The 24497-nt window shown below is 72.0% G+C and carries 27 protein-coding genes; 13 read left to right on the top strand and 14 right to left on the bottom strand.

The genetic code is table 11. The features are described from left to right. Positions 1–3: 3 nt before the first annotated feature. Both BUB57_RS04605 and BUB57_RS04600 read right to left on the bottom strand, forming a co-directional pair. On the bottom strand, positions 4–1956 hold the full coding sequence (locus BUB57_RS04605; protein ID WP_073062844.1) for a COG4223 family protein: 1953 nt from the start codon (positions 1954–1956) through the stop codon (positions 4–6). A 134-nt stretch (positions 1957–2090) separates the two neighbouring features. Then, positions 2091–2828, bottom strand: a complete 738-nt coding sequence (locus BUB57_RS04600; RefSeq protein ID WP_073062841.1) for a uroporphyrinogen-III synthase — start codon at positions 2826–2828, stop codon at positions 2091–2093. A 61-nt stretch (positions 2829–2889) separates the two neighbouring features. Between BUB57_RS04600 and tsaD the strand changes: the two genes are divergently transcribed. The 6 genes from tsaD (at position 2890) to BUB57_RS04570 (ending at position 8142) form a co-directional block, all read left to right on the top strand. Then, complete coding sequence (gene tsaD, locus BUB57_RS04595; protein ID WP_073062839.1) at positions 2890–3954, top strand: tRNA (adenosine(37)-N6)-threonylcarbamoyltransferase complex transferase subunit TsaD; 1065 nt, start codon at positions 2890–2892, stop codon at positions 3952–3954. Beyond that, positions 3951–4889 carry an NAD(P)H-dependent glycerol-3-phosphate dehydrogenase gene (locus BUB57_RS04590; RefSeq protein WP_073062836.1) on the top strand — a complete coding sequence of 313 codons (939 nt, stop codon included), beginning with the start codon at positions 3951–3953 and terminating at the stop codon, positions 4887–4889. Before tsaD ends, BUB57_RS04590 begins: the two co-directional genes overlap by 4 nt. Further along, on the top strand, positions 4886–5161 hold the full coding sequence (locus tag BUB57_RS04585) for a YciI family protein (RefSeq protein WP_200796408.1): 276 nt from the start codon (positions 4886–4888) through the stop codon (positions 5159–5161). The genes BUB57_RS04590 and BUB57_RS04585 overlap by 4 nt, the downstream gene beginning before the upstream one ends. Further along, complete coding sequence (locus BUB57_RS04580; RefSeq protein WP_073062834.1) at positions 5158–5586, top strand: EVE domain-containing protein; 429 nt, start codon at positions 5158–5160, stop codon at positions 5584–5586. Before BUB57_RS04585 ends, BUB57_RS04580 begins: the two co-directional genes overlap by 4 nt. 3 nt (positions 5587–5589) lie before the next feature. Then, positions 5590–5982, top strand: a complete 393-nt coding sequence (locus tag BUB57_RS04575) for a DUF1761 domain-containing protein (RefSeq protein WP_073062825.1) — start codon at positions 5590–5592, stop codon at positions 5980–5982. A 354-nt stretch (positions 5983–6336) separates the two neighbouring features. Continuing rightward, on the top strand, positions 6337–8142 hold the full coding sequence (locus BUB57_RS04570) for an ABC transporter transmembrane domain-containing protein (RefSeq protein WP_073063645.1): 1806 nt from the start codon (positions 6337–6339) through the stop codon (positions 8140–8142). A gap of 157 nt (positions 8143–8299) precedes the next feature. Here the strand turns inward: BUB57_RS04570 and map are convergent, their stop codons facing one another. After that, complete coding sequence (gene map / locus BUB57_RS04565) at positions 8300–9100, bottom strand: type I methionyl aminopeptidase (RefSeq protein WP_073062822.1); 801 nt, start codon at positions 9098–9100, stop codon at positions 8300–8302. Between the two features lie 133 nt (positions 9101–9233). Here map and BUB57_RS04560 point away from each other — a divergent pair, with 133 nt between their 5' ends. Together BUB57_RS04560 and BUB57_RS04555 are read left to right on the top strand one after the other, a co-directional pair. Further along, positions 9234–9974: a competence/damage-inducible protein A gene (locus tag BUB57_RS04560; protein ID WP_073063642.1), complete on the top strand. Its 741-nt coding sequence runs from the start codon at positions 9234–9236 to the stop codon at positions 9972–9974. Beyond that, on the top strand, positions 9971–10705 hold the full coding sequence (locus BUB57_RS04555) for a GNAT family N-acetyltransferase (RefSeq protein ID WP_073062819.1): 735 nt from the start codon (positions 9971–9973) through the stop codon (positions 10703–10705). Before BUB57_RS04560 ends, BUB57_RS04555 begins: the two co-directional genes overlap by 4 nt. Before the next feature lie 521 nt (positions 10706–11226). Here BUB57_RS04555 and BUB57_RS17240 read toward each other — a convergent pair. From BUB57_RS17240 to BUB57_RS04530, 6 genes are all read right to left on the bottom strand, one after another. After that, on the bottom strand, positions 11227–11349 hold the full coding sequence (locus BUB57_RS17240; protein ID WP_268801858.1) for a hypothetical protein: 123 nt from the start codon (positions 11347–11349) through the stop codon (positions 11227–11229). 161 nt (positions 11350–11510) lie between these two features. Further along, a complete protein-coding gene (locus BUB57_RS04550; protein ID WP_073062818.1) occupies positions 11511–11909 on the bottom strand; it encodes a hypothetical protein in 399 nt (132 codons plus the stop codon). Between the two features lie 13 nt (positions 11910–11922). After that, positions 11923–12708 carry a DUF6478 family protein gene (locus BUB57_RS04545; RefSeq protein ID WP_073062817.1) on the bottom strand — a complete coding sequence of 262 codons (786 nt, stop codon included), beginning with the start codon at positions 12706–12708 and terminating at the stop codon, positions 11923–11925. A 31-nt stretch (positions 12709–12739) separates the two neighbouring features. After that, positions 12740–14473: a dihydroxy-acid dehydratase gene (gene ilvD, locus BUB57_RS04540; protein ID WP_073062816.1), complete on the bottom strand. Its 1734-nt coding sequence runs from the start codon at positions 14471–14473 to the stop codon at positions 12740–12742. Positions 14474–14549: 76 nt separating this feature from the next. Beyond that, positions 14550–14861 carry an AzlD domain-containing protein gene (locus BUB57_RS04535; protein ID WP_073062815.1) on the bottom strand — a complete coding sequence of 104 codons (312 nt, stop codon included), beginning with the start codon at positions 14859–14861 and terminating at the stop codon, positions 14550–14552. Further along, the gene (locus tag BUB57_RS04530) at positions 14858–15547 is read right to left on the bottom strand and encodes an AzlC family ABC transporter permease (protein ID WP_073062813.1); all 690 of its coding nucleotides are present in this window, start codon (positions 15545–15547) and stop codon (positions 14858–14860) included. The genes BUB57_RS04535 and BUB57_RS04530 overlap by 4 nt, the downstream gene beginning before the upstream one ends. A gap of 274 nt (positions 15548–15821) precedes the next feature. On the opposite strand from BUB57_RS04530, the gene accD reads away from it, so the two are divergent. Both accD and BUB57_RS04520 read left to right on the top strand, forming a co-directional pair. Further along, positions 15822–16811: an acetyl-CoA carboxylase, carboxyltransferase subunit beta gene (accD, locus tag BUB57_RS04525; RefSeq protein ID WP_073062812.1), complete on the top strand. Its 990-nt coding sequence runs from the start codon at positions 15822–15824 to the stop codon at positions 16809–16811. A gap of 1 nt (position 16812) precedes the next feature. After that, a complete protein-coding gene (locus BUB57_RS04520; protein WP_073062811.1) occupies positions 16813–18078 on the top strand; it encodes a bifunctional folylpolyglutamate synthase/dihydrofolate synthase in 1266 nt (421 codons plus the stop codon). 144 nt (positions 18079–18222) lie between these two features. Here the strand turns inward: BUB57_RS04520 and zapE are convergent, their stop codons facing one another. From zapE to ccmI, 4 genes are all read right to left on the bottom strand, one after another. Beyond that, positions 18223–19365 carry a cell division protein ZapE gene (zapE, locus tag BUB57_RS04515; RefSeq protein ID WP_073062810.1) on the bottom strand — a complete coding sequence of 381 codons (1143 nt, stop codon included), beginning with the start codon at positions 19363–19365 and terminating at the stop codon, positions 18223–18225. 448 nt (positions 19366–19813) lie between these two features. Further along, positions 19814–19975, bottom strand: coding sequence for a DUF1289 domain-containing protein (locus BUB57_RS04510; protein ID WP_073062809.1), 162 nt, complete (start codon positions 19973–19975; stop codon positions 19814–19816). After that, positions 19972–20439 (bottom strand): Holliday junction resolvase RuvX, encoded by a 468-nt coding sequence (ruvX, locus tag BUB57_RS04505; protein ID WP_073062808.1) that lies wholly within the window; start codon positions 20437–20439, stop codon positions 19972–19974. The genes BUB57_RS04510 and ruvX overlap by 4 nt, the downstream gene beginning before the upstream one ends. Further along, a complete protein-coding gene (gene ccmI, locus BUB57_RS04500) occupies positions 20436–21740 on the bottom strand; it encodes a c-type cytochrome biogenesis protein CcmI (RefSeq protein WP_073062805.1) in 1305 nt (434 codons plus the stop codon). The genes ruvX and ccmI overlap by 4 nt, the downstream gene beginning before the upstream one ends. 213 nt (positions 21741–21953) lie before the next feature. Between ccmI and BUB57_RS04495 the strand changes: the two genes are divergently transcribed. Further along, positions 21954–22295 carry a hypothetical protein gene (locus tag BUB57_RS04495; RefSeq protein WP_073062802.1) on the top strand — a complete coding sequence of 114 codons (342 nt, stop codon included), beginning with the start codon at positions 21954–21956 and terminating at the stop codon, positions 22293–22295. Positions 22296–22431: 136 nt separating this feature from the next. After that, a complete protein-coding gene (locus BUB57_RS04490; protein ID WP_073062799.1) occupies positions 22432–22704 on the top strand; it encodes a hypothetical protein in 273 nt (90 codons plus the stop codon). A 219-nt stretch (positions 22705–22923) separates the two neighbouring features. On the opposite strand, the gene BUB57_RS04485 is transcribed toward BUB57_RS04490, so the two are convergent. Further along, on the bottom strand, positions 22924–23523 hold the full coding sequence (locus BUB57_RS04485; RefSeq protein WP_073062797.1) for a superoxide dismutase: 600 nt from the start codon (positions 23521–23523) through the stop codon (positions 22924–22926). A gap of 243 nt (positions 23524–23766) precedes the next feature. Here BUB57_RS04485 and BUB57_RS04480 point away from each other — a divergent pair, with 243 nt between their 5' ends. Continuing rightward, positions 23767–24495: a tetratricopeptide repeat protein gene (locus tag BUB57_RS04480; RefSeq protein ID WP_073062794.1), complete on the top strand. Its 729-nt coding sequence runs from the start codon at positions 23767–23769 to the stop codon at positions 24493–24495. Positions 24496–24497: the final 2 nt, after the last annotated feature.

Genomic DNA, 24497 nt, shown 5'->3' with positions numbered 1-24497 from the left:
ACCTCAGTTGGATGGGGCGGCAGCAGAGGGGGCGGCAGCGGTTCCGGCGGGCGGCGACTGGCCCGGGGCGGGCGCCGGTGCGGATGCGTCGGGGGCGGGGGCCGCCGGTGGCGCGGCCTCGCCGGGCGCGACCAGCGCGCCAAGCGCCGCCTGGGCGGCGACATAGGCCTGCGCCTGCGCGGTCCAGTCGGCCATGGCCGGGCGGGCGGGTTCGGGCAGGGCTGAAAGCTCGTCCAGCGCCGCGGCGATGGCGCCGCGCTGCACCGCATCGCCCGCGCGCGACAGCACCGCATCGGCGTCCGCGCCCTCGCGCGGGGCGACCGAGCGGGCGCCGGTCTGGGCGCGCAGGAAATTGCCGATGACGCTGCCGGTGCCCTGCGCGGGCTCGGCCGCGCGGGCGTCGCGCAGCGCGGCGCGGGCGGCGGGGGCGAACCCTTCGGCCAGCGCCTCGAGCGTCGGCAGCTCGCCGGTCAGGGCGGGCGAGGGCTCGACCCCGGCCTCGGCCAGCGCGCTCAGCGCCTGCTGGCGGGGGGCGCCGGTCTGCAGCGCCTCGGACAGGGCGACGGCGGCGCTGGCGGTGCGGGCGCGGCGGGCGGCCTCGTCCGCGGCGGCGGCAAGCTCGCCTGCGCGCGATTCGGCCTGTGCGAGCTGCGCCTGCGCCTGCTCGGCGGCTTCCAGGATGCGGGCGGTGGCGGATTCGGCATCGGCGCGCAACTGCGCCAGCGCCTCGGGGTCGACGGCGGGGCGTTCGGCCAGCGTGGCAAGCTGCCGTTCCAGCGCCTCGATCCGGGGGGCGAGTTCGGCCGCGGGCGCGGCCCCGGCATCCGTGGCGGGTGCGGCACGCAGTTCCGCCAGCGCGTCGTTCAGCGCCTTGTCCAGCGCGGCCAGCTGCTGCGCCTGCGCGGCCAGCGCGGCCTGCACCGAAGGGTCGGCCTCGCCGTTGGCGCCCGCGGGCGCCTCGGCCAGCAGCTTGGTGGCAGCCTCGGCCCCGGCCTGCCGCGCCTGTTCCAGCAGCGCGTCCCCCTGCGCCAGCCCCTGCGCGAGGCTGGCGTCGGCGGCAGAGGTGGCGGCTGCGGCAGCAGCCTCGCGCGCGGCCTCGACGGCACGCGATTCGATCTCGGTGCCGGCGCGGGCCAGTTCGGTGCGCGCAGCCTCGGCCCCGGCCTCGCGGGCGGCGTCGGCCAGGGCGGCGGGGTCGGGCGCCGGGGTGCTGGCCACGGGCTGCCAGGCGGCGGGCAGGCGCGGGATGGCGACCCACGCTGCCCCGGCACCCAGTCCCGCGGCGACGATGCCGCCGAGCACCATCGGCGCAAATCCGCCGCGCCGCGGGGGCGGGGCGGCGGGGGGTGCTGCGGCGGGGATGGGGGCGGAGGCGGCGCGGGCCGTGGCGGCTTCAGAGGAGGCCGGTGGCACAGCGGCTGCAATGCGGCCAGTGGAGGCTGCCGAAGAGGAGGCGGGCGGCGCAACGGATGCGGCTGCCTGAGTCGGCGCAGCAGTTGCGGTCGCGGCCCGCGTCTCGGCCGCGGCCCCTGCGGCGGGCGCGCCCGGGCGCGGCAGTCCGGCGCCCGCCACGGCCTTGCCCGCCTTGGCCGCCGTCCCGTCCTCGGTGATCCCTTTCGCGCCGGGCTTGTCCTTGCCGGCCTCGGTCGCGCCGTGAGCGGCTTCGCCCGCCCCGCCGGCCGCGGCTTCAAGTCGCAGCGGCGCACCCCGGTTCTCGGCCCCGGATGCGGCGGGGCGCGGGCTCATCGGGGGCAATTTGCCGCCCGTCCCGACCAGTGTCGATTCGATTGCCGGGGCCGGATCGCGGGGGGGCGCGGCGCCCGCCCGTCCGTCCCCGATCCCGTGCGAGGGGACCAGCGTGCCCGGCGCGGCCGCCTGTGCCGCCGGCTTTGCAGGCGTTTCCGGGGCGGTTTTCGAGGAGCCCTTGGGCGGGGCGGCATCGGGGCGTTTGGTCATGGCGCGGCGAGTCCTTGCAGTCGAGGGGCGCAATCCGGGGGCTGGGCCGGCCCGCGGAACGGTCGAAAACCTTGGTCTGGATGGCGCCGCAGGCGGCGCGATCGCGCCAAACCTAGACGGGCCGGGGGAACTGCTCAACCCGCCGCGATGTCGCTGCGTTCCCCGCGCTCTTGCGGGGAAAGCGCGCGCAGCACCCCTTCGGCGTCGGGGGTGTCGGTCACCACCGCGGGCAGCGGCGGGTGGGGCCAGTGCGACTGCCACGCCTTGCGTGCGGCCTCGCTGATGGCGATCAGCCACAGCGGCGCCAACGGCCCCTCGGCGGCCAGCGGCGCCAGCGCCTGCGCCGCCAGCCGCGCCGAGCGGGGCGAAAACAGCGGCAGGATCACCGGCCCGCGCCCGCGCAGCAGCGCCTGTGCCGGCGCCGACAGCGGCAGCGCCTGCTGGTCGTAGACCACCACCCCCGGCACCGGCAGCCTTGCCGCCAGATGGGTGCCATGCGCGTGCAGCCAGCCGGGCCCGAGGTCGGAAATCAGCGGGATCAGCCGCGCCGCATCCCCCGGGCCGGTGATGGCGTCGTAACCTGCGGCGGCGGCGACCTTGGCCGTCCTCGGCCCCACGCACCACGCCGGCCGCCCCCGCCCCGGCCCGGCAAAGCGCACACCGTTTTCCGAGGTGAACACCAGCCCCTGCGCCGCCTGCAACGCCGCCGCGTCATGGGGAACCGGCACGATCCGCAGCATCGGCGAGATCAGCGCGCGCAGCCCCATGGGCGCGATCCTTGCGGCAAAGCGCTCGGCCGCCTCTTGCGGACGGATCAGCAGCACCACGGGGACAGATTCAGGGGGGGCAAAATCGGGCGCTGGCTCTTGCATGGCGTTTCCTCGCAACCGGTGTTACCCCCCGATAAGCCGCAGCAGACCCGTGAATACAACCATGACCCTGACCGTGCTTGGGATCGAGAGCAGTTGCGACGACACCGCCGCCGCTGTCGTGACCGGGGACCGGCGGGTGCTGTCCTCGGTCGTGGCGGGGCAGGCGGCGCTGCACGCGGATTTCGGCGGCGTGGTGCCGGAAATCGCCGCCCGCGCCCATGCCGAGCGGCTGGATCACTGTGTCGAGGCCGCGCTGGCGCAGGCCGGCGTCACCCTGCGCGACCTGGATGCGATTGCGGTGACGGCGGGGCCGGGGCTGATCGGCGGGGTGATGGCCGGGGTGATGCTGGCCAAGGGGCTGGCGGCCGGGACCGGGCTGCCGCTGGTCGGCGTGAACCACCTGGCCGGGCATGCGCTGACCCCGCGGCTGACCGACGGCATCGGCTTTCCCTATCTGATGCTGCTGGTCTCGGGCGGGCATTGCCAGTTCCTGCTGGTCCGCGGGCCCGAGGACTTCACCCGGCTGGGCGGCACCATCGACGACGCCCCCGGAGAAGCCTTCGACAAGGTGGCCAAGCTTTTGGGCCTGCCCCAGCCCGGCGGCCCGGCGGTGGAAGCCGAGGCCGCGCGCGGCGATCCCGCCGCGGTGGCGCTGCCCCGGCCGCTGCTGGACCGCCCGGGCTGCGACCTGAGCTTTTCGGGACTGAAGACCGCGGTGCTGCGGCTGCGCGATCAGGCGGTGGCGGCGGACGGCGGGCTGCGCCAGGGCATGCGCGCCGATATCTGCGCCGGGTTCCAGCAGGCGGTGGCCGAGGTGCTGGCCGAAAAGACCCGCCGCGCGCTGGCGCTGGCCGCGGTGCCGGTGCTGGCCGTCGCCGGCGGCGTCGCCGCGAATCGCGCCATCCGCGCGGCGCTGGAACAGGTGGCCGAGGCAGAGGGCGTGCGCTTTGTCGCGCCGCCGCTGGCGCTGTGCACCGACAACGCCGCGATGATCGCCTGGGCGGGGATCGAGCGCTTTCGCCTGGGCCACCGCGACGGCATGGATCTGGCCGCGCGGCCGCGCTGGCCGCTGGACGAACGCGCCGCCCCGATGCTGGGCGCCGGCAAGCGGGGGGCAAAGGCATGAGCGGGAACATCGCGATCCTGGGCGCGGGCGCATTCGGCACTGCGCTGGCGGTGGCGCTGTCGGCGAACGGGCCGGTCACGCTCTGGGGTCGCCGCATCGGCTGGAGCGGCGAAAACCCGGCTCTGCCCGGGGTGAGGCTGCCGGACGCGGTGACGGTGACCGAGACGCTGCCCGCGGCCGAGATCCTGCTGCTGGCGGTGCCGGCGCAGGCGCTGTCGGGGTTTCTGGCCGCACATGCCGCGCATCTGGACGGGCGCGCGCTGGTCAGCTGCGCCAAGGGCATCGACCTGGCCAGCGGGCAGTCGCCAGCGCGGATGATGAGCTCGGCCTGCCCGGCGGCGGTGGTGGCGGTGCTGACCGGCCCCAGCTTTGCCGCCGATATCGCCCGCGGCCTGCCGACGGCGCTGACGCTGGCCTGCGCCGACGCGGCGGTAGGGCACCGGCTGCAACATGCGCTGTCGACCGCGGTGCTGCGGCTTTACCGCACCACCGACGTGACCGGGGCGGAACTGGGCGGCGCGCTGAAGAACGTGATCGCCATCGCCGCGGGCGTCGCCATCGGCGCGGGTCTGGGCGATTCCGCCCGTGCCGCCATCATTAGCCGCGGATTTGCGGAAATGACCCGCTTCGCCGTCCATCGCGGGGCCGAGGCCGACACGCTGACCGGGCTTTCGGGCCTGGGCGATCTGGTGCTGACCGCGACATCCGAGGGCTCGCGCAACTTCCGCTATGGGCTGGCGCTGGGGCGGGGCGAGGGTTTCGACCCCGCAATCACGGTCGAGGGCGCCGCCACCGCCCGCGCCGTCGCCGCCATCGCCGCCGCCGAATCGGTCGAGATGCCGATCTCGACCCTGATTGCCGGGCTTGCCGCTGGGCAGGTTGACGTTAAAAAGGCAATGCGACTTTTGCTCGCACGTCCGCTCAAGGAGGAATGATGCCGCTTTATGCCGTGATCTGCCGGGACAAGCCCGGCCGTGTCGAGACCCGCGCCGCCACCCGCCCCGCGCATCTGGACTGGCTGGCCGCCCATGGCGGCGTGCAGTTCGCCGGGCCGCTGATCGAGGACGGCGCCCCCGTCGGCTCGCTGGTGGTGATCGAGGCGGAGGATCTGGCGGCGGCGAAAGCCTGGGTCGCGACCGACCCCTATGCGGCGGCGGATGTATTCGCCGCGGTCGAGGTGACCGAGTGGAAGAAGGCGATCGGATGAGGCTCTGGCTGTTCAAGTCCGAGCCGGACGTGTTTTCCTGGGATCATCTGGTCGCGAAAGGCGCCGCCGGCGAGGAATGGGACGGGGTGCGCAGCTACCAGGCCCGCAACTTCATGCGCGAGATGCGGCTGGGCGACCGCGGGTTCTTCTATCACTCCAACATCGGCAAGGAGATCGTCGGCATCGTCGAGGTGATCGCCGAGGCGCACCCGGATTCGACCGCCGACGACCCGAAATGGGAATGCGTGGACGTGCGCGCGGTGGAAAAGCTGGCGCGGCCGGTGCCGCTGGCCACGATCAAGACCGACCCGCAATTCGCCGCCATGATGCTGGTGACGCATTCGCGGCTGTCGGTGCAGCCGGTCACGCAGGACGAATGGGACGCGGTGCTGCGCCTGTCCCGCGACGCGCAGGGTGGGGAGTAGCGGATGGAGCTGATGATCGTGATCGCCGCCGCGATCCTCGCCTGGGTGATCGGCGCCATCATCTATCGGCTGGCGGATGGGGTCTATGCCAGCGCCTCGGCCCTGCAGGTGCGCAATATCGGCGACCCGCGCGACCGCCCGGTCACCCCCTATCTGCTGGCCGGGGTCGGGCTGGTCGCGGTGTCGGCGATGATCCGGGTGCTGTTCCTGCGCGCCGGCATCGACGGGATGGTGACCGGCGCCGGCTGGGGGGCGCTGATCGGCGCGGCGCTGGTCTCGCCCTGGCTGGTGATCGAGAACACCCACGCCTCGCGGCCCATGCTCACCACGCTGATCGACGCCGGTTTCGCGGTCGCCGCCTGCGCCGCCATCGGCGCGGTGATGGGGGCGGTCTGAGCCGCTGGCTTTGCGTCGCCGCCGGAGCGGGGGCCAGCCCCCGCACCCCCGGGATATTTGGATGATGAAGAACCACCGCCCCCTCCGCCTCGGGGGCTGTTTTCTGATCCGCCGTCTATTCCGGGCGCTCGGAAGCCCCGGGATATTTTCGGCAAGATGAAAGCAGCCGGGCAGGCGTGAGCTTCGGGGTTTCGGCAGGGTTTGCGCGGTCGCGATGGGGCGGGCGGCGGGGGGCCGGTCCGGGGGGCGTGGGCGCTGCGCCGGCTGGTGGCGGGCGTGGGCCGCGGGGGCACGGGTTGCCCTGCGGCCCCCCCGCGCCTAAACGGGGCCAGTCCCATGAACCGGGAGGCAGAATTGGCCCGCTCACCCTCGACCCTTGTCGATCGCCCGACCACCAGGCGCATCGGCGCGCTGAAGGCGCTGTGGCCCTTCATGCGGCCCTATCGGCTGCGGCTGCTGGCGGCGCTGGCGGCGCTGCTGCTGACCGCCGCGGTCAGCCTGGTGCTGCCGGTCGCGGTGCGCCGGATCGTGGACGGCTTCGATCAGGGCGCGGGGCTGCTGGACCAGTATTTCCTGGCGGCGCTGGCGATCGCCGCGCTGCTGGCGGTGGGCACGGCGCTGCGCTACGCGCTGGTCACCCTGCTGGGCGAACGGGTGGTGGCCGACATCCGCCGCGCGGTCTTCGACCGGGTGATCGGCCTGTCGCCCGCGTTCTACGAGCGGGTGATGACCGGAGAGATCATCAGCCGCATCACCACCGACACCACGCTGATCCTGTCGGTGATCGGCAGCTCGGTGTCGCTGGCGCTGCGCCAGACCGTGGTGGTGATCGGCGGCATGGTGATGCTGCTGTTCACCTCGCTGAAGCTGACCGGGCTTTTGCTGCTGCTGGTGCCGCTGGTGCTGGTGCCGATCATCGTGCTGGGGCGGCGGCTGCGGGTGCTGTCGCGCGAAAACCAGGACTGGATCGCCAATTCCTCGGGTGCTGCGTCCGAGCATCTGCTGGCCGCGCAGACCGTGCAGGCCTTTACCGCCGAAGAGCCCGCGCGGCAGGGCTTCGCCCGGGTGACCGAGGCCGCCTATGCCTCGGCCGAGCGGCGCATCCGCATCCGGGCGCTGATGACCGCGGCGGTGATCTTTCTGATCTTTGCCGGGGTCGTCGGCGTGCTGTGGATTGGCGCCCGCGACGTGCGCGCCGGCGCGATGAGCGTGGGCGAGCTGGTGCAGTTCGTCATCTACGCGGTGCTGGTGGCCGGTTCTGCCGGGGCGCTGTCCGAGATCTGGGGTGAGCTGCAGCGCGCCGCCGGCGCCACCGAGCGTCTGGGCGAGCTGCTGGCGACCGAGGATGCCCTGCGCGACCCCGCCCACCCGGTGGCGCTGCCGCGCCCGGCTCGCGGCGGGATCGAGTTCGCCGGCGTCAGCTTCCATTACCCGACGCGGCCCGACGTGTCCGCCCTGCGCGACGTGACGCTGACCATCCGCCCCGGCGAGACCGTGGCGCTGGTCGGGCCCTCGGGCTCGGGCAAGACCACGGTGGTGCAGTTGATCCAGCGCTTCTGGGACCCGGCCGAGGGGCATGTCGCCATCGACGGCATCGACCTGCGCGCCATGGCCCGCAGCGATTTCCGCCGCGCCATCGCGCTGGTGCCGCAGGACCCGGTGATCTTTGCCACCACCGCACGCGAGAATATCCGCTTCGGCCGCCCCGAGGCGACGGATGCCGAGATCGAGGCCGCCGCCCGCGCCGCCAATGCGCATGAGTTCCTGATGTCGCTGCCGCAGGGCTATGATTCCCAGGTGGGCGAGCGCGGGGTGATGCTGTCGGGCGGCCAGAAACAGCGCATCGCCATCGCCCGCGCCATCCTGCGCGACGCCCCGATCCTGCTGCTGGACGAGGCCACCAGCGCGCTGGACGCGCAGTCCGAGCGGCTGGTGCAGGACGCCATCGACGCGGTGGCCGAGGGGCGCACCACCATCATCGTGGCGCACCGGCTGGCGACGGTGAAAAAGGCCGACCGCATCGTGGTGCTGGACGAGGGCCGCATCGTGCAGCAGGGCACCCATGACGAGCTGGTGGCGCAGGGCGGGCTTTACGCGCGGCTGGCGCGGCTGCAGTTCACCGATGGCGCCGAGGCCGAGGTGGCGGTGGTCGACGCCTGAGGCTGTCGCGCCGGGGTTGGCGCGGCTGGTGCAGGTGGCGCGGCCGGAGCGGGGGTTTTCCACCCCCGCACCCCCGGAGGATATTTGTGACCGCCCGAAGCATTGGAGGCCGGGCAGGGGAAGCGGCTGCTTTTCTGGGGATGGCGCCGCGCGTCGTTCAGAAGCTGGGGAAGAACTTGCCGGCGGGCGAGAGGGTGAAGATCTCGCAGCCGTCGGCGGTGACGCCGATTGCGTGTTCGAACTGCGCCGACAGCGACTTGTCGCGGGTGACGGCGGTCCAGTCGTCGGCCAGCACTTTGGTTTCCGGGCGGCCGAGGTTGATCATCGGCTCGATGGTGAAGAACATCCCTTCCTCCAGCAGCGGGCCTTTGCCGGGACGGCCGAAATGCAGCACGTTCGGCGGCGCGTGGAACACCCGCCCGATGCCGTGACCGCAGAAATCGCGCACCACGGACATGCGGTGGCCCTCGGCATAGGCTTGGATGGCGTGGCCGATGTCGCCGAAGCTGTTGCCGGGTCGCACCGCCTCGATCCCCTTCATCAGCGCGTCATGGGTGACCTGCATCAGCCGCCGCGCCTTGACCGAAGGCGTGCCCGCCACATACATCCGGCTGGAATCCCCGAACCACCCGTCCAGGATCACCGTCACGTCGATGTTAAGGATGTCGCCGTCGGCCAGCCGCTTGTCGCCCGGAATCCCGTGGCAGACCACGTGGTTCACGCTGATGCAGCTGGCGTGCTGGTAGCCGCGATAGCCGATGGTGGCGCTGGTCGCGCCCAGCTCCTCGACCCGGAGGCGGATGAAATCGTCGATCTCGGCGGTGGTGGCGCCGGGCTGGACGCGGCTGCCCACCTCGTCGAGGATGCGCGCCGTCAGCTGCCCGGCCGCGTGCATCCCGGCGAAATCCTCGGCGGCATGGATACGGATCCCCTCGCGGGTGACGCGGGCTTCGTTCATCGGACGGTCCTTTCGCTTTATCGTCCGAGATAGACCCGGCAGCGCGGTTGTTCCAGCCCCCCGCTTCCTGCGGGACGGCCTTGTCCCGGCCCGGCAGCCTGTCATTATGGCGCCCGAAGCGAAGGGAACCCCGATGCAGTCCGACAATCCGACCGCCGCCATCCTGCTGATCGGCGACGAAATCCTGTCCGGTCGCACCCGCGACCTGAATGCCCATCACCTGGCCGACGTGCTGAACGCGATCGGCATCGACCTGCGTGAAATCCGCGTGGTGGCCGACGATCACGCGGCCATCGTGGCGGCGCTGCGGGCGCTGGACCGGCATCTGGGCGGCGCCTGGGACATGGTGTTCAGCTCGGGCGGGATCGGGCCGACCCATGACGACATCACCGCCGACGCCGTGGCCGAGGCCTATGGCGCGGCGCTGGAGCTGAACCCCGATGCCCGCCGCGTGATGGAAGAGCACTGGGGCGCGCGCGGGGTCGAGATCACCGAAAGCCGCCTGCGCATGGCCCGCATCCCCCGCGGCGCCACGCTGATCCGGAATGCGGTGTCGGCGGCGCCGGGGTTTTCCATCGGCGGGTTGCATGTGATGGCGGGGGTGCCCTCGGTCTTTCGCAGCATGGTCGAGGCGATCGTGCCGCAGCTGGCCACCGGCCGCCCGGTGCAATCCGCCACCATCGAGGTGCTGCGCCCGGAATCCGAGGTCGCCGAGGATCTGCGCGCCGTCGCCGACGCCCATCCTTCGCTGTCGCTGGGCAGCTACCCGTTCCGCGACGATCGCGGCTACGGCACCAACGTGGTGGTGCGCGGTCTGGACGCGGGCGAGGTCGAGCGGGCTCGCGCCGCGCTGGTCGAAAGATTCGGCGCATGATCTCGGGGGCGTTCGATGCGGCCTGGGCCGCGACCTGGCCGGCGGCGGAATATGTGCTGGCCGGCGGGCTGGTGGTCGGGCGCGGCGCCGGCGGCGGCGGCCGCGTCAGCTGCGCGCGCCGGCTCGAGGATGCGGCCCCGGCCGGCCAGGGCGGCATCGGCGCCGATGTCGAGGCTGCCGAGGCCCGCCACCGCGCCTGGGGCCAGCCGGCGCTGTTCGCGGTCGAGCGCGAGGACGCGGCGCTGGCCCACGCGCTGCGCCGGCGCGGCTACGCCGAGAGCGAGCCGACGCTGATCCTGTCCAGCCCGGTGGCGCCGCTGTGCGAGCCCGAGATTCCCTCGGTCACTGCCATGGCACTGTGGCCGCCGCTGGCGATCCAGCGCGAGCTGTGGTTGGCCTGCGACGTCGGTCCCGAGCGGCAGGCGATCATGGAGCGGGTGCAGACCCCCAAGGCCGCGATCATCGGCCGGATGGAGGATCGCGCCGCCGGGGCCTGTTTCGTCGCCGTGCAGGGCGAGGTCGCGCTGATGCACGCGCTGGCGGTGCTGCCGCAATGGCGCGGCCGCGGCCTGGGCGCCTGGATGGTACGCCGCGCCGCCCGCTTTGCCCGCGCGCAAGGCGCGGCGCAGCTGGGCCTGTCGGTGACCGAGGACAACGCGGTCGCGCGCGCATTCTACGCGCGGCTGGGGTTTTCCGAGATCGGCGGGTATTCCTATTGGCGACAGGGGTGATGTCGGCACCACTGGGGGGGGCACCCCGCACCCCCGGGATATTTTTACAAGGAAGAAGGAGTTGGGGAGAGCGGGTGAACGGGGTTCTGTTGCCTGAGCCGCCCCCTGTTGTGGGTGCCCGGAAACCGGGATGCTTTTGCAAGAAAGTCGAAGGCGGGAAAGCCGGAAACGGGCTTCTGTTTTCTAACTCGCCCCCTGTTCCGGGTGCAGGGAGGCAAAAATGTTCTTACAAGAAAGAACGGGATATTTTTACAGAGTAAGCCTGAAAGCGGGTAACGGCCTTCTGTATTTTGGCCCGCCTCCTGTTTCGGGCGCTCGGAAGCCCCGGGATATGTGAGGCAAGATGAAAGAGGGCAGGCGGGGGTCTTGCGGGCTGTGCGGCGTCGTTTCCCGGGCGTTCGAAAGCAAGGGACAACGGGCAGGCGCGGGCAGCCGGACAGCAGCCACGGCGTCCTGAGCGGGCATCCTGCCGGGCCGGGCTGGCCGCAGTCCTGCTGCCGCGGGACGCGCGGCAGCGCGGCTCAGCCGGTGGCGAGGCGGCGGAGTTCGCGTTTGAGCAGGTCCATCTCGGCCCGCAGCAGGTCGATCTCGGCGCGCAGGTCGTCGGCCAGCGCCTCGCCGGCCAGCAGCGGCAGATGCGCCAAGCGGGTGGCACCGGCGGCAGCCGGACAGCAGTCATGGCGTCCTGAACGGGCATCATGCCGGGCGCCGGGGAGTTGCGAGCAGCTGCGGTATCCCACCAGCCGCGGCATCTTTCAGCCGGGCCGCCGCAGTCCTGCTGCCGCGGGACGCGCGGCAGCTCGGCTCAGCCGGTGGCGAGGCGGCGGAGTTCGCGTTTGAGCAGGTCCATCTCGGCCCGCAGCAGGTCGATCTCGGCGCGCAGGTCGTCGGCCAGCGCCTCGCCGGCCAGCAGCGGCAGATGCGCCAGGCGGGTGGCGCCGGGGCGGGGGTCCTCGGTGCCGTCGCCGTCGTCGGCGACCAGCACATAGGTCTGGGCGCCGTCGGACAGGGTTTCGGGCGGGATCCGGGCGCTGGCGCGCCAGCTGCCTTCGTCTTCGGGGGTCAGCTGGGCCAGCGCCACCGTGCGCCCCTCGAGCGTCAGCGCCACGCGCGGCGGCGGGGCGGGGCTGCGCCAGGTGCATTCCCACACCCCGCGGCGAAGCCCCAGCGACGAGACATCTGCGGCGGTGATCCGTCCGGGCATGGCGTTTCCTTTGTCAGACCTGGGCGCGGGGGTGGCGCGACAGGAACAGGTCGCGGATCCGGGCCGCGTTCATCTGCGGCGCCTCGAAGATCAGGTCGAGCCACATCTTTTCCAGCCGCCGCTCGTTGATGTCGAGATAATGCAGGTCGAACTCGACCACCCTCGGCGTGGTCTCGTCGGGGCGGAAATCGCCCAGGTGGCGCAGGGCGCTGTCGGTGTTCGGGCCGTGGCCGATGTTCAGCCGCGCAAAGATGCTGAGCGGGCGTTCGACGCTGAGCACGCTGTCCAGCCGCAGGATATGGCCGCGGGTCAGCCCGGCCAGGCTTTCGGGCGGCAGGTCGATGGCGATGGACAGATAGCTGCCCCGGAACCCCATGGTTTCCAGCTGCAGTCCATAGGGGGCAAGATCGGCGGCCGAGCGGTTGGGCAGCTGCCGCAGCACCAGCGCCCGCGAAACGCAGTCGTGCCAGAGGCCGGTTTCCTCGCCCAGCCGGGTGCCGCTGTCGGGGGCGGCGATGCCGGGGCGGTCCAGCCGCGCCAGCAGCACCCCCGGGCGCCAGCGCCAGTCGGTCCCCGGCGGCAGATGCGGCACATCCGCCGCCCGCCCGGTCCCGTCCAGCCGCAGCTGCGCGCGGGCGATGAAACGGTCGAGGTCGCGGCGCAGCGCCCGGCCTTCGTCGCGCAGCCGCCGCAGCCGCCCCGGCGGCAGCGCCCCGGCGCGTTCGGCCAGGGCGTCCCATTGTCCGCAGCCGTGCAGCCGCAGCCGGTCGGCCAGCCAGCGCCGCGGGCGCAGCTTCATCGCCGCCGCTCCGTCATCGGTCCCCGTCCCGTCACTGGTCCATGTAGACGTGGGTTTCCTCCTTGGCGCCGGGGTGGGTGACGGCGCCGTAGCGGGCCGAGCCGACCAGCTGCGCGTATTTCCACAGCGCCCCCGAGGCATAGTCGGTCTTGCGCGGGCCGGCCCAGTCCTGCTTGCGGCGGGCGAGCTCCTCGTCGGACAGATCGACCGAGATTTCACCCTTGATTGCGTCGATGGTGATCATGTCGCCGTTCCGGATCAGCGCGATCGGGCCGCCATGCGCGGCCTCGGGGCCGACGTGGCCCACGCAGAAGCCGCGGGTGGCGCCGGAAAACCGGCCGTCGGTGATCAGCGCGACCTTTTTGCCCATGCCCTGGCCGGACAGCGCGGCGGTGGTGGCCAGCATCTCGCGCATCCCCGGACCGCCGGCGGGGCCCTCGTTGCGGATGACGAAGACGCAGCCTTCCTGGTAGGTGCGGTTCTGCACCGCCTCGAACGCGTCTTCCTCGCATTCGAAGACCAGCGCCGGGCCGGTGAAGATCTGGTCTTCCTCGGCCATGCCGGCGACCTTGACGATGGCCCCGTCGGGGGCAAGGTTGCCGCGCAGCCCGACCACGCCGCCGGTCTTGCTGAGCGGGGTGGCGACGGGGTGGATCACGCGGCCGTCGGGCTCGCCCCGGATGTCGTCCAGCTCTTCGCCCAGGGTGCGGCCGGATGCGGTGATGCAGTCCAGATGCAGCAGGCCTTCGCGGGCCAGTTCCTTCATCACGACCGGGATGCCGCCGGCCTCATAGAGGTCCTTGGCGACATATTCGCCGCCCGGGCGCAGGTTCACGAAATAGGGGGTGTCGTGGAAGATGTCGCAGACGTCGAACAGGTCGAAGTCGATCCCCGCCTCATGCGCGATGGCCGGCAGGTGCAGCCCGCCATTGGTCGAGCCGCCGGTGCAGGCGACCACGCGGGCGGCGTTTTCCAGCGACTTGCGGGTCACGATGTCGCGGGGGCGGATGTTCTTTTCCAGCAGGTTCATCACCGCCACGCCCGAGGCATCCCCGAACGCGTCGCGCGATTCATAGGGCGCCGGCGCCCCCGACGAGTTCATCAGCGCCAGCCCGATCGCCTCGGACACGCAGGCCATGGTGTTGGCGGTATACTGGCCGCCGCAGGCCCCGGCCGAGGGGCAGGCCAGTTTTTCCATGATCGCCAGTTCCGCATCCGACAGCAGCCCGGCGGCGTGCTGGCCGGCGGCCTCGAACATGTCCTGGACCACGATGTCGCGGCCCTTGTACTTGCCCGGCAAGATCGAGCCGCCGTAGATGAAGACCGAGGGCACGTTCAGCCGCACCATCGCCATCATCATCCCCGGCAGCGACTTGTCGCAGCCCGCCAGCCCGACCAGCGCGTCGTAGCAATGGCCGCGCATGGTCAGTTCCACCGTGTCGGCAATGGCATCGCGCGAGGCCAGCGACGAGCGCATCCCCTCATGCCCCATGGCGATGCCGTCGGTCACGGTGATGGTGGTGAATTCGCGCGGGGTGCCGCCGCCCTTCTTGACGCCCATCTTCACCGACTGCGCCTGCCGGTTCAGGGCGATGTTGCAGGGCGCGGCTTCGTTCCAGCAGGTGGCGACGCCGACGAAGGGCTGGTGAATTTCCTCTTCGGTGATGCCCATCGCGTAAAGATAGCTGCGATGCGCGGCACGCGACGGCCCCTCGGTGACGTGACGGCTGGGCAGTTTCGACTTGTCGAAGCGCGTGTTCTTCATGGCAATCCCCTCTGGCTGAAGGTGGAATAGTCCCGCGCGGCCCGGCGGGCAAGGGTGCTGGGGAGGGGGCGTTGTCTCAGATCGCCAGCCAATAGGCCGCAACCCCGGCCAGCGTCGCCAGCCCGGCATCGCGGCGCCACAGCATGACCGCGGCGGCGGCGGCCGATCCCAGCGCAAAGGGGCGCCAGCTGTCCGCGGCCAGCGCGGCGCGGGCCTCGGGCAGCAGCACGGCGACGGCGATGGCGGCGAGGATGCAGGGGCCGAGCGCGTCCAGCCACGCAGGCGGCGGCGCCCCGCTGCCGCGGCGGCGCGACAGCAGCGGCAGGACGCGGGTCAGATAGGTCAGCGCCCCGATGAGGGCAAAGGCGAGCCACAGCGCCGCGCTCAACGGAACCACCTTGCGCTCAGGCACGCCAGCGCGCCGCCGGGGATGGCCAGCTGCGCATGGCCCGACAGCACGGCCAGCGCGGCGATGGCGGCGGCAAGCGCCACCGGCACCGCGACCTCGCGCCGCAGGGCGCCCAGCATCAGCCCGATGAACAGCGCGGGCAGGGCAAAGCCCATGGCGGCGGCGGCCGATTCGCTTAAGCGCCGCAGCGCGTCGCCCGCGGCGGCGCCGGCGACGCTGCCCAGGCTCCACGCCGCCCAGGCGGTCAGGGCCAGGCCGATCAGCCAGCGGCCGCCGGGGCGAGCCTTTCCATGATCGCCGGTGCTGGCGGCAAGGGCGGTGGCGAACACCTCATCCGTCAGCCCATAGGCGAATGCGGCGCGCTGGGGACGGCTGCCGCCGATGCGGTCGCGCAGCACCAGCCCGTAAAGCAGGTGCCGCAGGCTGGCCGCGGCGGTCAGCGCCACCATCAGCACGACCGGCATCCCCGCCGGGATCGCGGCCAGCAGGAACGCCTGGTTGGCGCCGGAAAACACGATGGCCGACATGGCGCCGACCTCGGGCGCGCTCAGCCCGATGGCACTGGCCGCGGCGCCAAAGGCGAAGGCCGCCGGCAGATACCCCAGCGCCACCGGCAACCCGGCCCGCATCCCCGCGGCGATCCTGTCCCTGTCCGTCCCATCCATGCCGCGGTGATTGCCGCGCGGCGGGCGGGATGGCAAGCGGGCCGACGGTGGTGCGGGCTGTCTGCCCCGGACCCCGAGGATATTTCCGGCAAGATGAAAGAAGGTGGCGTATTGCGCTGTCTGCTCTTTCGGGCGGTTCTTAAATATCCCGGGGTCCGGGGCAGAGCCCCGGTCCGGCACTTGCCCGTCGTCTCGGCCCGGATTCCGGCTTTGCGTTGCATCATCCGTCCCGGCGGCCTATTTCACGCCCGAACCGTCAGGCAGGGGCAACAGGATGAACTGGATCACCAACTACGTCCGGCCGCGCATCAACTCGCTGTTTTCGCGGCGCGAAGTGCCCGAGAACCTGTGGACCAAATGCCCCGAATGCGGGACGATGCTGTTTCACCGGGAACTGGCCGACAACCTCAACGTCTGCTCGAACTGCGATCACCATCTGGCGATCTCGCCGCGCGCGCGGTTCACCGCGCTGTTCGACGGCGGGGTCTTCGTCGAGGTCAAGGTGCCCGAGCCGCTGGCCGACCCGCTGGGGTTCCGCGACCAGAAGAAATACCCCGAGCGGATGAAGGCCGCGCAGAAATCCACCGGCGAGAAAGAGGCGATGCTGGTCGCCGAGGGCGAGATGGGGCGCACCCCGATCGTCGCCGCCGCGCAGGATTTCAACTTCATGGGCGGCTCGATGGGGATGTATGTCGGCAACGCCATCGTCGCCGCCGCCGAACGCGCGGTGAAGCTCAAGCGCCCGCTGGTGCTGTTTTCCGCCGCCGGCGGCGCCCGGATGCAGGAAGGCATCCTGTCGCTGATGCAGATGCCGCGGTCCACCGTCGCGGTGCAGATGCTGAAAGAGGCCGGGCTGCCCTATATCGTGGTGCTGACCCATCCGACCACCGGCGGCGTCACCGCCAGCTACGCCATGCTGGGCGACATCCAGATCGCCGAGCCCAATGCGCTGATCTGCTTCGCCGGCCCCCGGGTGATCGAGCAGACCATCCGCGAGAAGCTGCCCGAGGGGTTCCAGCGCGCCGAATACCTGCTGGAACACGGGATGCTGGACCGGGTGACCCATCGCAAGAAGCTGCGCGAGGAGCTGATCTCGATCCTGAGGATGCTGGGCGGGCTGTCGGCGCCGGTGGTGGCCGACCTGCCGGCGCCCGGGGTGCTGCCCTCGGCCCTGCCGGCCGCGCCGACCTCGACCCCGCCCGCCGCACCGGAAACCGCCGAAAACGGCGCCGAGCCCGCGCCCGCTGCCACCGGGCGCGACTGAGTTGACCGCCGCCGTCGATGCGATCCTGCAGCGCCTGACCGCGCTGCATCCCAAGGTGATCGACCTGTCGCTGGACCGGGTGCAGCGGCTGCTGTCCGATCTGGGCGACCCGCAGGACCGACTGCCGTCGGTGATCCATGTGGCGGGGACGAACGGCAAGGGCTCGACCCAGGCCTTCATCCGGGCGGGGCTGGAAGCGGCGGGGCTGCGGGTCCACGCCTATACCTCGCCACATCTGGCCTGGTTCAATGAACGCATCCGCCTGGCAGGCGCACTGATCCCCGACGACATGCTGGCCGCGACGCTGGCCGAGGTCGAATCGGTCAACGCCGGCCGTCCGATCACGTTTTTCGAGGTGACCACCGCCGCCGCATTCCTGGCGTTCTCGCGGGTGCCTGCGGATTTCACCCTGCTCGAGGTCGGGCTTGGCGGGCGGCTGGATGCGACCAATGTGGTGGCGCGGCCGCGGCTGACGGTTCTCACCCCGATCAGCATCGACCACACGCAATATCTGGGCGAGACCCTGCCCGAGATCGCCGGCGAGAAAGCCGGTATCCTCAAGCGCGGGGTGCCCTGCGTGGTGGCCCGGCAAGAGGATGCGGCGCTGGAGGTGATCGAGGCGCGCGCCGCCCGGCTGGGCTGCCCGCTGTCGGTTGCCGGCCAGCACTGGACCATCGCGCGCGAGGGTCAGGCGCTGGTGTTCCAGGACGAGCGCGGGCTGCTGGACCTGCCGCTGCCGGCGTTGCCGGGGCCGTTCCAGACCGGCAACGCCGGCACCGCGGTGGCGGCGCTGCGCGAGCTGGGCTTCGGCCAGGCCGAGGCCGCAGCGGCGATGACCGGGGTCGAATGGCCCGCGCGGATGCAGCGGCTGCGCCAAGGGCCGCTGGTGGCGGCGGGCTGCGAGCTGTGGCTCGACGGCGGCCACAACCCGGCCGGAGGGCAGGCGGTCGCCTCGACGCTGGCCGAACTGCCGCCGCGGCCCACGCATCTGATCTGCGGGATGCTGAACACCAAGGACGTCGGCGGCTATCTGCGCGCGCTGGCGCCGCAGGTGGAAACCCTGACCGCGGTCAGCATCGCGGGCGAGGCCGCGACGCTCTCGGCCGACGACACCGCCGCTTTTGCCCGCGATGCCGGCATCCCCGCCAGCACCGCGCCCGATGTGGCGCAGGCGGTTGCGGCGCTGGCCGCGGCCCATCCGGGGGCGCGGCTGCTGATCTGCGGCTCGCTGTATCTGGCCGGGCGTGTGCTGCGCGAAAACGGCTAGGGCGCGGTTTCGTCTGTAACGATCCAGGGACATGGCCGGTTTTGCCCGCAAGGCCGGCATTCCCGCCAGCACCGCGCCAGATCTGGCGCAGGCGGTCGCGGCGCTGGCCGCGGCCCATCCGGCGGGGCGGCTGCGTGAGAACGGTTAGGGCGCGGTTTCGCCAGTAGCGCGATCCGAGGCCCAGTCGGCGGCCTGCATCTCGTTCAGGCGGCTGGCGGTGCGCTCGAACTCGAAGGCGCCGCGGCCCTCGGGGTAGAGCCGCTCGGGCTCGGCGGCGGCCGAGGCGAAAAGCTTGACCTTGGCCTCATACAGCGCGTCGATCAGGGTGACGAAACGTTTCGCCATGTCGTAGTTCCCCGGGCCAAGCCAGGGAATGTCGTCGATGATCAGCGCATCGAACGCCTCGGCGATGGCCAGGTAATCCGCCGGTCCCAGCGGCCGCCCGCAGAGGTCATAGAAATCCGCCCGCGCCACCCGTTCATGCGCGGCCGGAATGGTGACGCTGCGGCCCTTGAGCTCCAGCGCGCGCGGGCAGGCAGGGGCGGCGCCGGTCAGCTCGTCCCAGATCTCGTCCAGCGTGGCGCGGCGGTTGCCGTCCTCGGGCGTGAACCAGACCTGCCCGCCTGCGGCCCGGCCCTGCCGGTGGTCGCGGTCGGAATCGAGCCGGATCACCTGCATCCGTTCCCGGATCAGCGCGATGAAGGGCAGGAAAAGCTGGCGGTTGAGGCCGTTCTTGTACAGGTCCTCGGGCACCCGGTTCGAGGTGGTGACCACCGTCACCCCTTTCTCGAACAGCAGCTGGAACAGCCGCCCGACGATCATCGCATCGGCGATGTCGGTGATCTGCATCTCGTCGAAGCACAAAAGCCGGGTCGAGGCGGCGATGGACTCGGCCACCGGCCGCACCGCATCGGCGTCGCCGCGCAGGCGGGCGTCGTTGAGCCCGGCCTGGACCTCTTGCATGAACTCGTGGAAATGCACCCGGCGCTTTTCCGCTATGGGGGCGGCGCCGACCACCAGGTCCATCAGCATCGACTTGCCGCGCCCGACGCCCCCCCAGAGATAAACCCCGCGCGCCACCGGCCCGGGCGGAGGCTTGGCCGCCGCGCCGAAGATGCGGCCCAGAAGTCCCCCGGGCTTGCTGGCCGCCGGCGCGCGCGCCACTGCCGCGACCAGCCGGTCGAGCGCCGGCAGCACCGCGCGCTGGGCAGCGTCGTCCTTGATCCGCCCTTCGGCGACGATGCGGTCATAAGCCGCGGTGACGGGGTGCGAGACGGGATCGGCCATGCCCCGGCCGTGCCAGAGTTTCGCCTTGCCTGCAAGCCGCAGTGGCCCGCGTGCACCGCGCGGGGCGCTGCGGCGGCATCGTTCGCTGAACGGTCAGCCGGACCATCCGGGAGACAGGCTCGGGGGCCGCGTCCTGATCCGCTTGCTGTTCCGGGCGCTCGGACCGGGCTCTGCCCCGGGCCGCGGCCTTCCTCGCTGAAAATTATCCACCGGACCATTTTCCGGGCTCGGAAGCCCGGGATATTCAAGAACCGTCCGAAGGAGAGAGCGCCGCGCCGCGTCCCAACCAATTCATCTTCTGGAATATCCCGGCTGGGGCACGGCTGGAAAACAGCCCGAGGAGTGCTTTCAGCGAGGAACGCAGCAGCGCGTCGCCTGATCTTCGGGCGGTTCTGAAATATCCCGGGGGTGCGGGGGCTGGCCCCCGCTTGCGGCAGCGCGTGCGGGCTCAGCGAGCTTCCGCAGCGATGCGGTCCAGCACGCGGCGTTTTTCGGCGTCGCTCATCCGGCTCCAGCCGCCGATTTCCTCCAGCGTGCGCAGGCAGGCGGTGCAGATCCTCGTGTCGCGGTCGAGCGTGCAGATGTTGAGGCAGGGGCTTTCGACGCTCATTCCAGATAGCCCAGCCGGTCCAGCGCGCCTTGCAGGATATAGGCGGCGGCCACCTGATCGATCACCTCGGCGCGCTTGCGGCGCGAGGCGTCGGCCTCGAGCAGGGCGCGTTCGGCGGCGACGGTGGACAGGCGCTCGTCCCAGAACGCCAGCGGCAGGGGGGTCAGCCGTTCCAGGTTGCGGGCAAAGGCGCGGGTGGATTGCGCGCGCGCACCTTCGGTGCCGTCCATGTTGCGCGGCAGGCCCAGCACCAGCCCGGCCAGCCCGCGCTCGGCGGCGATGCGCAGCAGCTCGGCGGCGTCCAGGGTGAATTTCTGCCGCCGGATCACCGTCAGCGGCGAGGCGACGCTGCGCAGCCCGTCGCTGACCGCCACGCCGATGGTCTTGGTCCCCAGGTCCAGCCCGGCGATGGCGCCGGTGCGGGGCAGGGCGGCGGCGAAATCCTCGATCCGCTCGCAGATCATTCGGCTGCCGCCGCGGCGGCGGGGGTGGGTGCGGCCGCTGGTCCGGCGTCTGCGCCCGCCTCGGCGTTGCCGTCCAGCCCGACCTCGGCCGCGGCGGCCTCGATCACCGCGGCGGCTTCCGGGGTGGCGCCGAAGCGCGCCCGTGCCTCGGCCAGGATCTCCTGCGCATGGGAAACGTCGCCGATCCGCACCAGCGAGGTGATCAGCCGCGCCCATTCCTCGGGGGTGCCGCCCTCGGTCGCCAGCCGGGTTTCCAGGTTGGCGACCATGCCGCGGACCATCTGCTCGCGTTCCTCGGCGCTCATCTCGCCGGCGGCGGCCATGGCGTCGGCATCGGGGCCGGGCAGGGCGGGCATCCCCGGCGCGGCCGCTTCCGGCGGGCGGTATTCGGGATGGCCGGCGAACCAGGCCAGCTCGGGGATCAGCTGGCGGATGGTCAGGCTCCAGGGCGCGCCGGGGGGCGAGGTTTCCAGCAGGTCGCGCCACAGCTCGAAGGCCAGGTCAGGCCGGTCGTTCTGCGCATAGGCCAGCCCCTGCAGATAGCGGGCCTGCGGCAGCCGCGGGTCCAGGCGCAGCGCGGTCGCCACCTCGGCGGCGGCCTCGGCCGAGACCACGCCCCCCGCCGCCTCGACCCGCAGCAGCGCCAGCCGTGCGTGGTCGAAGGGCTCGGCCGCGTCGCCGCGCAGGGCGATCAGCCGGGTCTGCGCCTCGGTCGCGGCGGCGATGTTGCCCAGCCGCGCCTCGTGCTCGGCCAGCAGCTCCAGCCCCTGCTGGTCGTCGGGGTTGCGCGCCACGGCCTCGCGCAGCTTCTCGATCAGCTGCGCATATTCGGGGTCGGCGACCGGCGGCTCGCGCACGGGGGCCCGCGCTTCCAGCTCGGCCTGCGCGGGCAGGGCGGCAAGCCTTGCGTCGGCGGCGGCGATGCGGCCCTTCAACGGCACGTCCGGCATCCGCGGGCTGCCCTCGCGCCAGTAGACCGCGGCGCTGGCGGCCACCGCCAGCACCAGCAGCGCCACCGCCAGCCACGGCCGCGCCGCCGGGCCGTCGCCCGCCGCATGGCGGCTCAGCGCCCGGTCGGCGTCGAGGATCTTGCGCCCGATCTCGGTGCGCAGCCGCCCGGCCTCGGCCTCGGTCAGCACGCCGCGCTTCACGTCGCGGTCGACCTCGCGCAGCTGATCGCGATAGACCCCCAGGTCATAGGCGGCGGCGGGAATGGCCCGGGCCTGTCCGCCACGCAGGAACGGCCGCAGGATCGCCCCCGCCACCACCAAGGTCATTGCCGCCGAAATGATCCAGAACATCGCCGCCTCGCTTGTGTCCCCGGGGTGATAGGCAGTTTCGCCGCCGGGCGAAAGCGCCGCGAGGCCGCAGGCAGTTCACGCGCGCGTGGGGCCGGGCCGGGTGCGGGCGGTTTCCGCGGTGAAAAACCGCAGCGCGGCGACTATCGCGCTGATGGCGCTTGATATTGCTGCGCCGCAGCGTATGAGTCGGGCCATATCAACGGAGTAATTGAAATGGCCTCGACCAACGAAAGCAAGAACCTGTGGTACATCGTCGGCGCGGTGGTCGTCGCGGCGGCGGCGGCCTTCTGGTATTTCGGTTCGGATGCACCGACCCCGGCGGGCGATGTCTCGGTCGAGACCGCCCCGGTCGTGGAAGCCCCTGCCGTAGAGGCGCCTGCCGCCGACGCCCCGGCCGCCGCGCCCGTCACCGTCGAGCCTGTGACGGACGACGCGGCCGATGACGCTGACGACGCTGCCGACGTTGCCGACGACGCGGCCGACGATGCCGCCGAGGCAGAGACCCCGGCGGTCGAGGTCGAGCCGGCAGCCGACGCCGAGACCACCGGCAACTGATTCCCGGCGCGGGGGCGGCAACGCCCCCGCGATGCGAGCCGAAACCGCGGCGCGGGTCGCGGCGTTGGGACAGTCCCACGGTGGCCCGCACCGGACGATCCGGCGCGGGCACGGATCTGTTCCAAAGGTGCTTCCAATGGCTTTACCCCGCGAAACTTCCGGCATCGGCATCTGGCCCCTCATTCTCGGCGTTGCCGCCGTCATCCTGGCCGCGGTGCTGTTCTTCATGCTCGTCCCGATCCAGAGGCCGGTGCCGACCCCCGACAGCCCGGCCGCGCTGGGCATCGAGGGCGCCCCGGCCGGCGTCACCGGCGACGGGCTGCGCCCCGGCGCCCCGGAAGGCACCGAGGTGCCCCCCGCCGTCGTGCCGGTCGAGCCCGCCCCTGCCGCCCCTGCTCCGGCGGAGTGATCCCGGGTCGGGGCGCTGCCGCAGCCTCCTGGCCCCGCACCGCCGCTGGCGGGGCCAGTGCGGATCCGGCGCCCCTCCCGATCGTCTTTGGTGCCAAGATATCCTCCGGGGATCGTCGTATACGACGATGGGGTGGAAACCCCCGCTCCGGCGGCGCCGAAAGCAAAGGGCCCGCCGGTCGCGGCGGGCCCTCGCAATCACGTCTTCAATCCCGCGCGATCACATCCGCGCGGCGACGTTTTCCCAGTTCACCAGCTTGCCCAGAAAGTTCTCCAGGTATTTCGGGCGGGCGTTGCGGAAGTCGATGTAGTAGCTGTGCTCCCACACGTCGCAGCCCAGCAGCGCGGTCTGGCCGAAGCACAGCGGGTTCACACCGTTCTCGGTCTTGGTGACCTTCAGGCTGCCGTCCTGGTCCTTGACCAGCCAGGCCCAGCCCGAGCCGAACTGGCCGGCGCCGGCCTCGGCGAATTTCTTCTTGAAGTCGTCGACCGAGCCAAAGCTTTCGGTCAGTGCCTTTTCCAGCTCTCCGGGGATGGCGCCGGGGGTGGGGGTCATCATTTCCCAGAACTGCGCGTGGTTCCAGTGCTGGCTGGCGTTGTTGAAGATGCCGTTCTGGGCGACCGCGCCGTCCTTGTAGTTGCCGCGCACGATGTCTTCGAGCGAGGCGTTTTCCCACTCGGTCCCGGCGATCAGCTCGTTGAGCTTGTCGACATAGGCCTTGTGGTGCTTGTCATGGTGGTATTCCAGGGTTTCCCGCGACATGCCGCCGCCGGCCAGAGCGTCGTGGGCATAGGGCAGATCGGGCAAAGTGAAAGCCATGGGTCTCAATCCTTTCAATGGGTTTCGGGCAGAGCCTAGAGCGTGGCTCGTCCAGCCGGCGGGCAGTCTCGCTGCCGGCCGAACGCGGGTCAAGCGGATAGGGTTCCACCGGCCTGCCTGCTGCCCCGCGCGCCGCCCTGCCGGTGCCGGTGCTGCTGCCGGTACTGCCGCGCGGGCGTTGGCAAACCCCCGGCCGCATGTGTAGAAGGGCAAAAACCGGATCAAGGCAGGCGCGGACCCTTCATGGCGAACCAGAACGACCATTTCATCGACGAGGTGACCGAGGATCTGCGCCGGGACCGGCTGTTCCAGATGATGCGCCGCTATGGCTGGGTCGCGGGGCTGCTGGTGGTGGCGCTGGTGGGGGGCGCGGCGTGGCGCGAATACGACCGCGCCCGCGACACCGCCTCGGCGCAGGCGTTCGGCGATGCGATCCTGGCCGCGCAATCGGCGGGCGAGGATGCCGCCGCCCGCGCCGCCGCCATCGCCGCGGTAGCGGCGGACAACCCGCGCCAGGCGGTGCTGCGCGACATCCTGGCCGGGAATGCGCTGGTCGAGGCCGGCGACATCGCCGCTGCCGCGCAGCGCTATGACACCGCCGCCACCGCCGCCGGCGGCGACGTGGTGATTCGCGACCTCGCGGCGCTGAAATCGGTGATCGCGCAGGGCCCCGACATGGACCCCGCCGCCCGCGACGCGGCGCTGTCGCGGCTGTCGGCCCCCGGCGCCCCGTTCGAGATGATCGCGCTCGAGCTCAAGGCCGTGGCGCTGTCGGGGGCCGGGCGCAGCCAGGATGCCGTCACCCTGATCCGCCAGATCCAGAAGATGAACGGGCTGAGCCCGCAGATGCGCCAGCGCCTGGCCGACCATCTGGTGACGCTGGGCGCCGACCCCGACCCCGAGGCCGCCAGCCAGACCGCCCCCGACCCCACGCTCGCCCCCGAGGTGGTCCAGCCCGCCGACGAGGACTGAGC

Origin of the sequence: Paracoccus solventivorans (assembly GCF_900142875.1) — a bacterium.
Lineage (GTDB): Bacteria > Pseudomonadota > Alphaproteobacteria > Rhodobacterales > Rhodobacteraceae > Paracoccus > Paracoccus solventivorans.
This window is presented reverse-complemented; position numbering and strand designations above follow the sequence as displayed.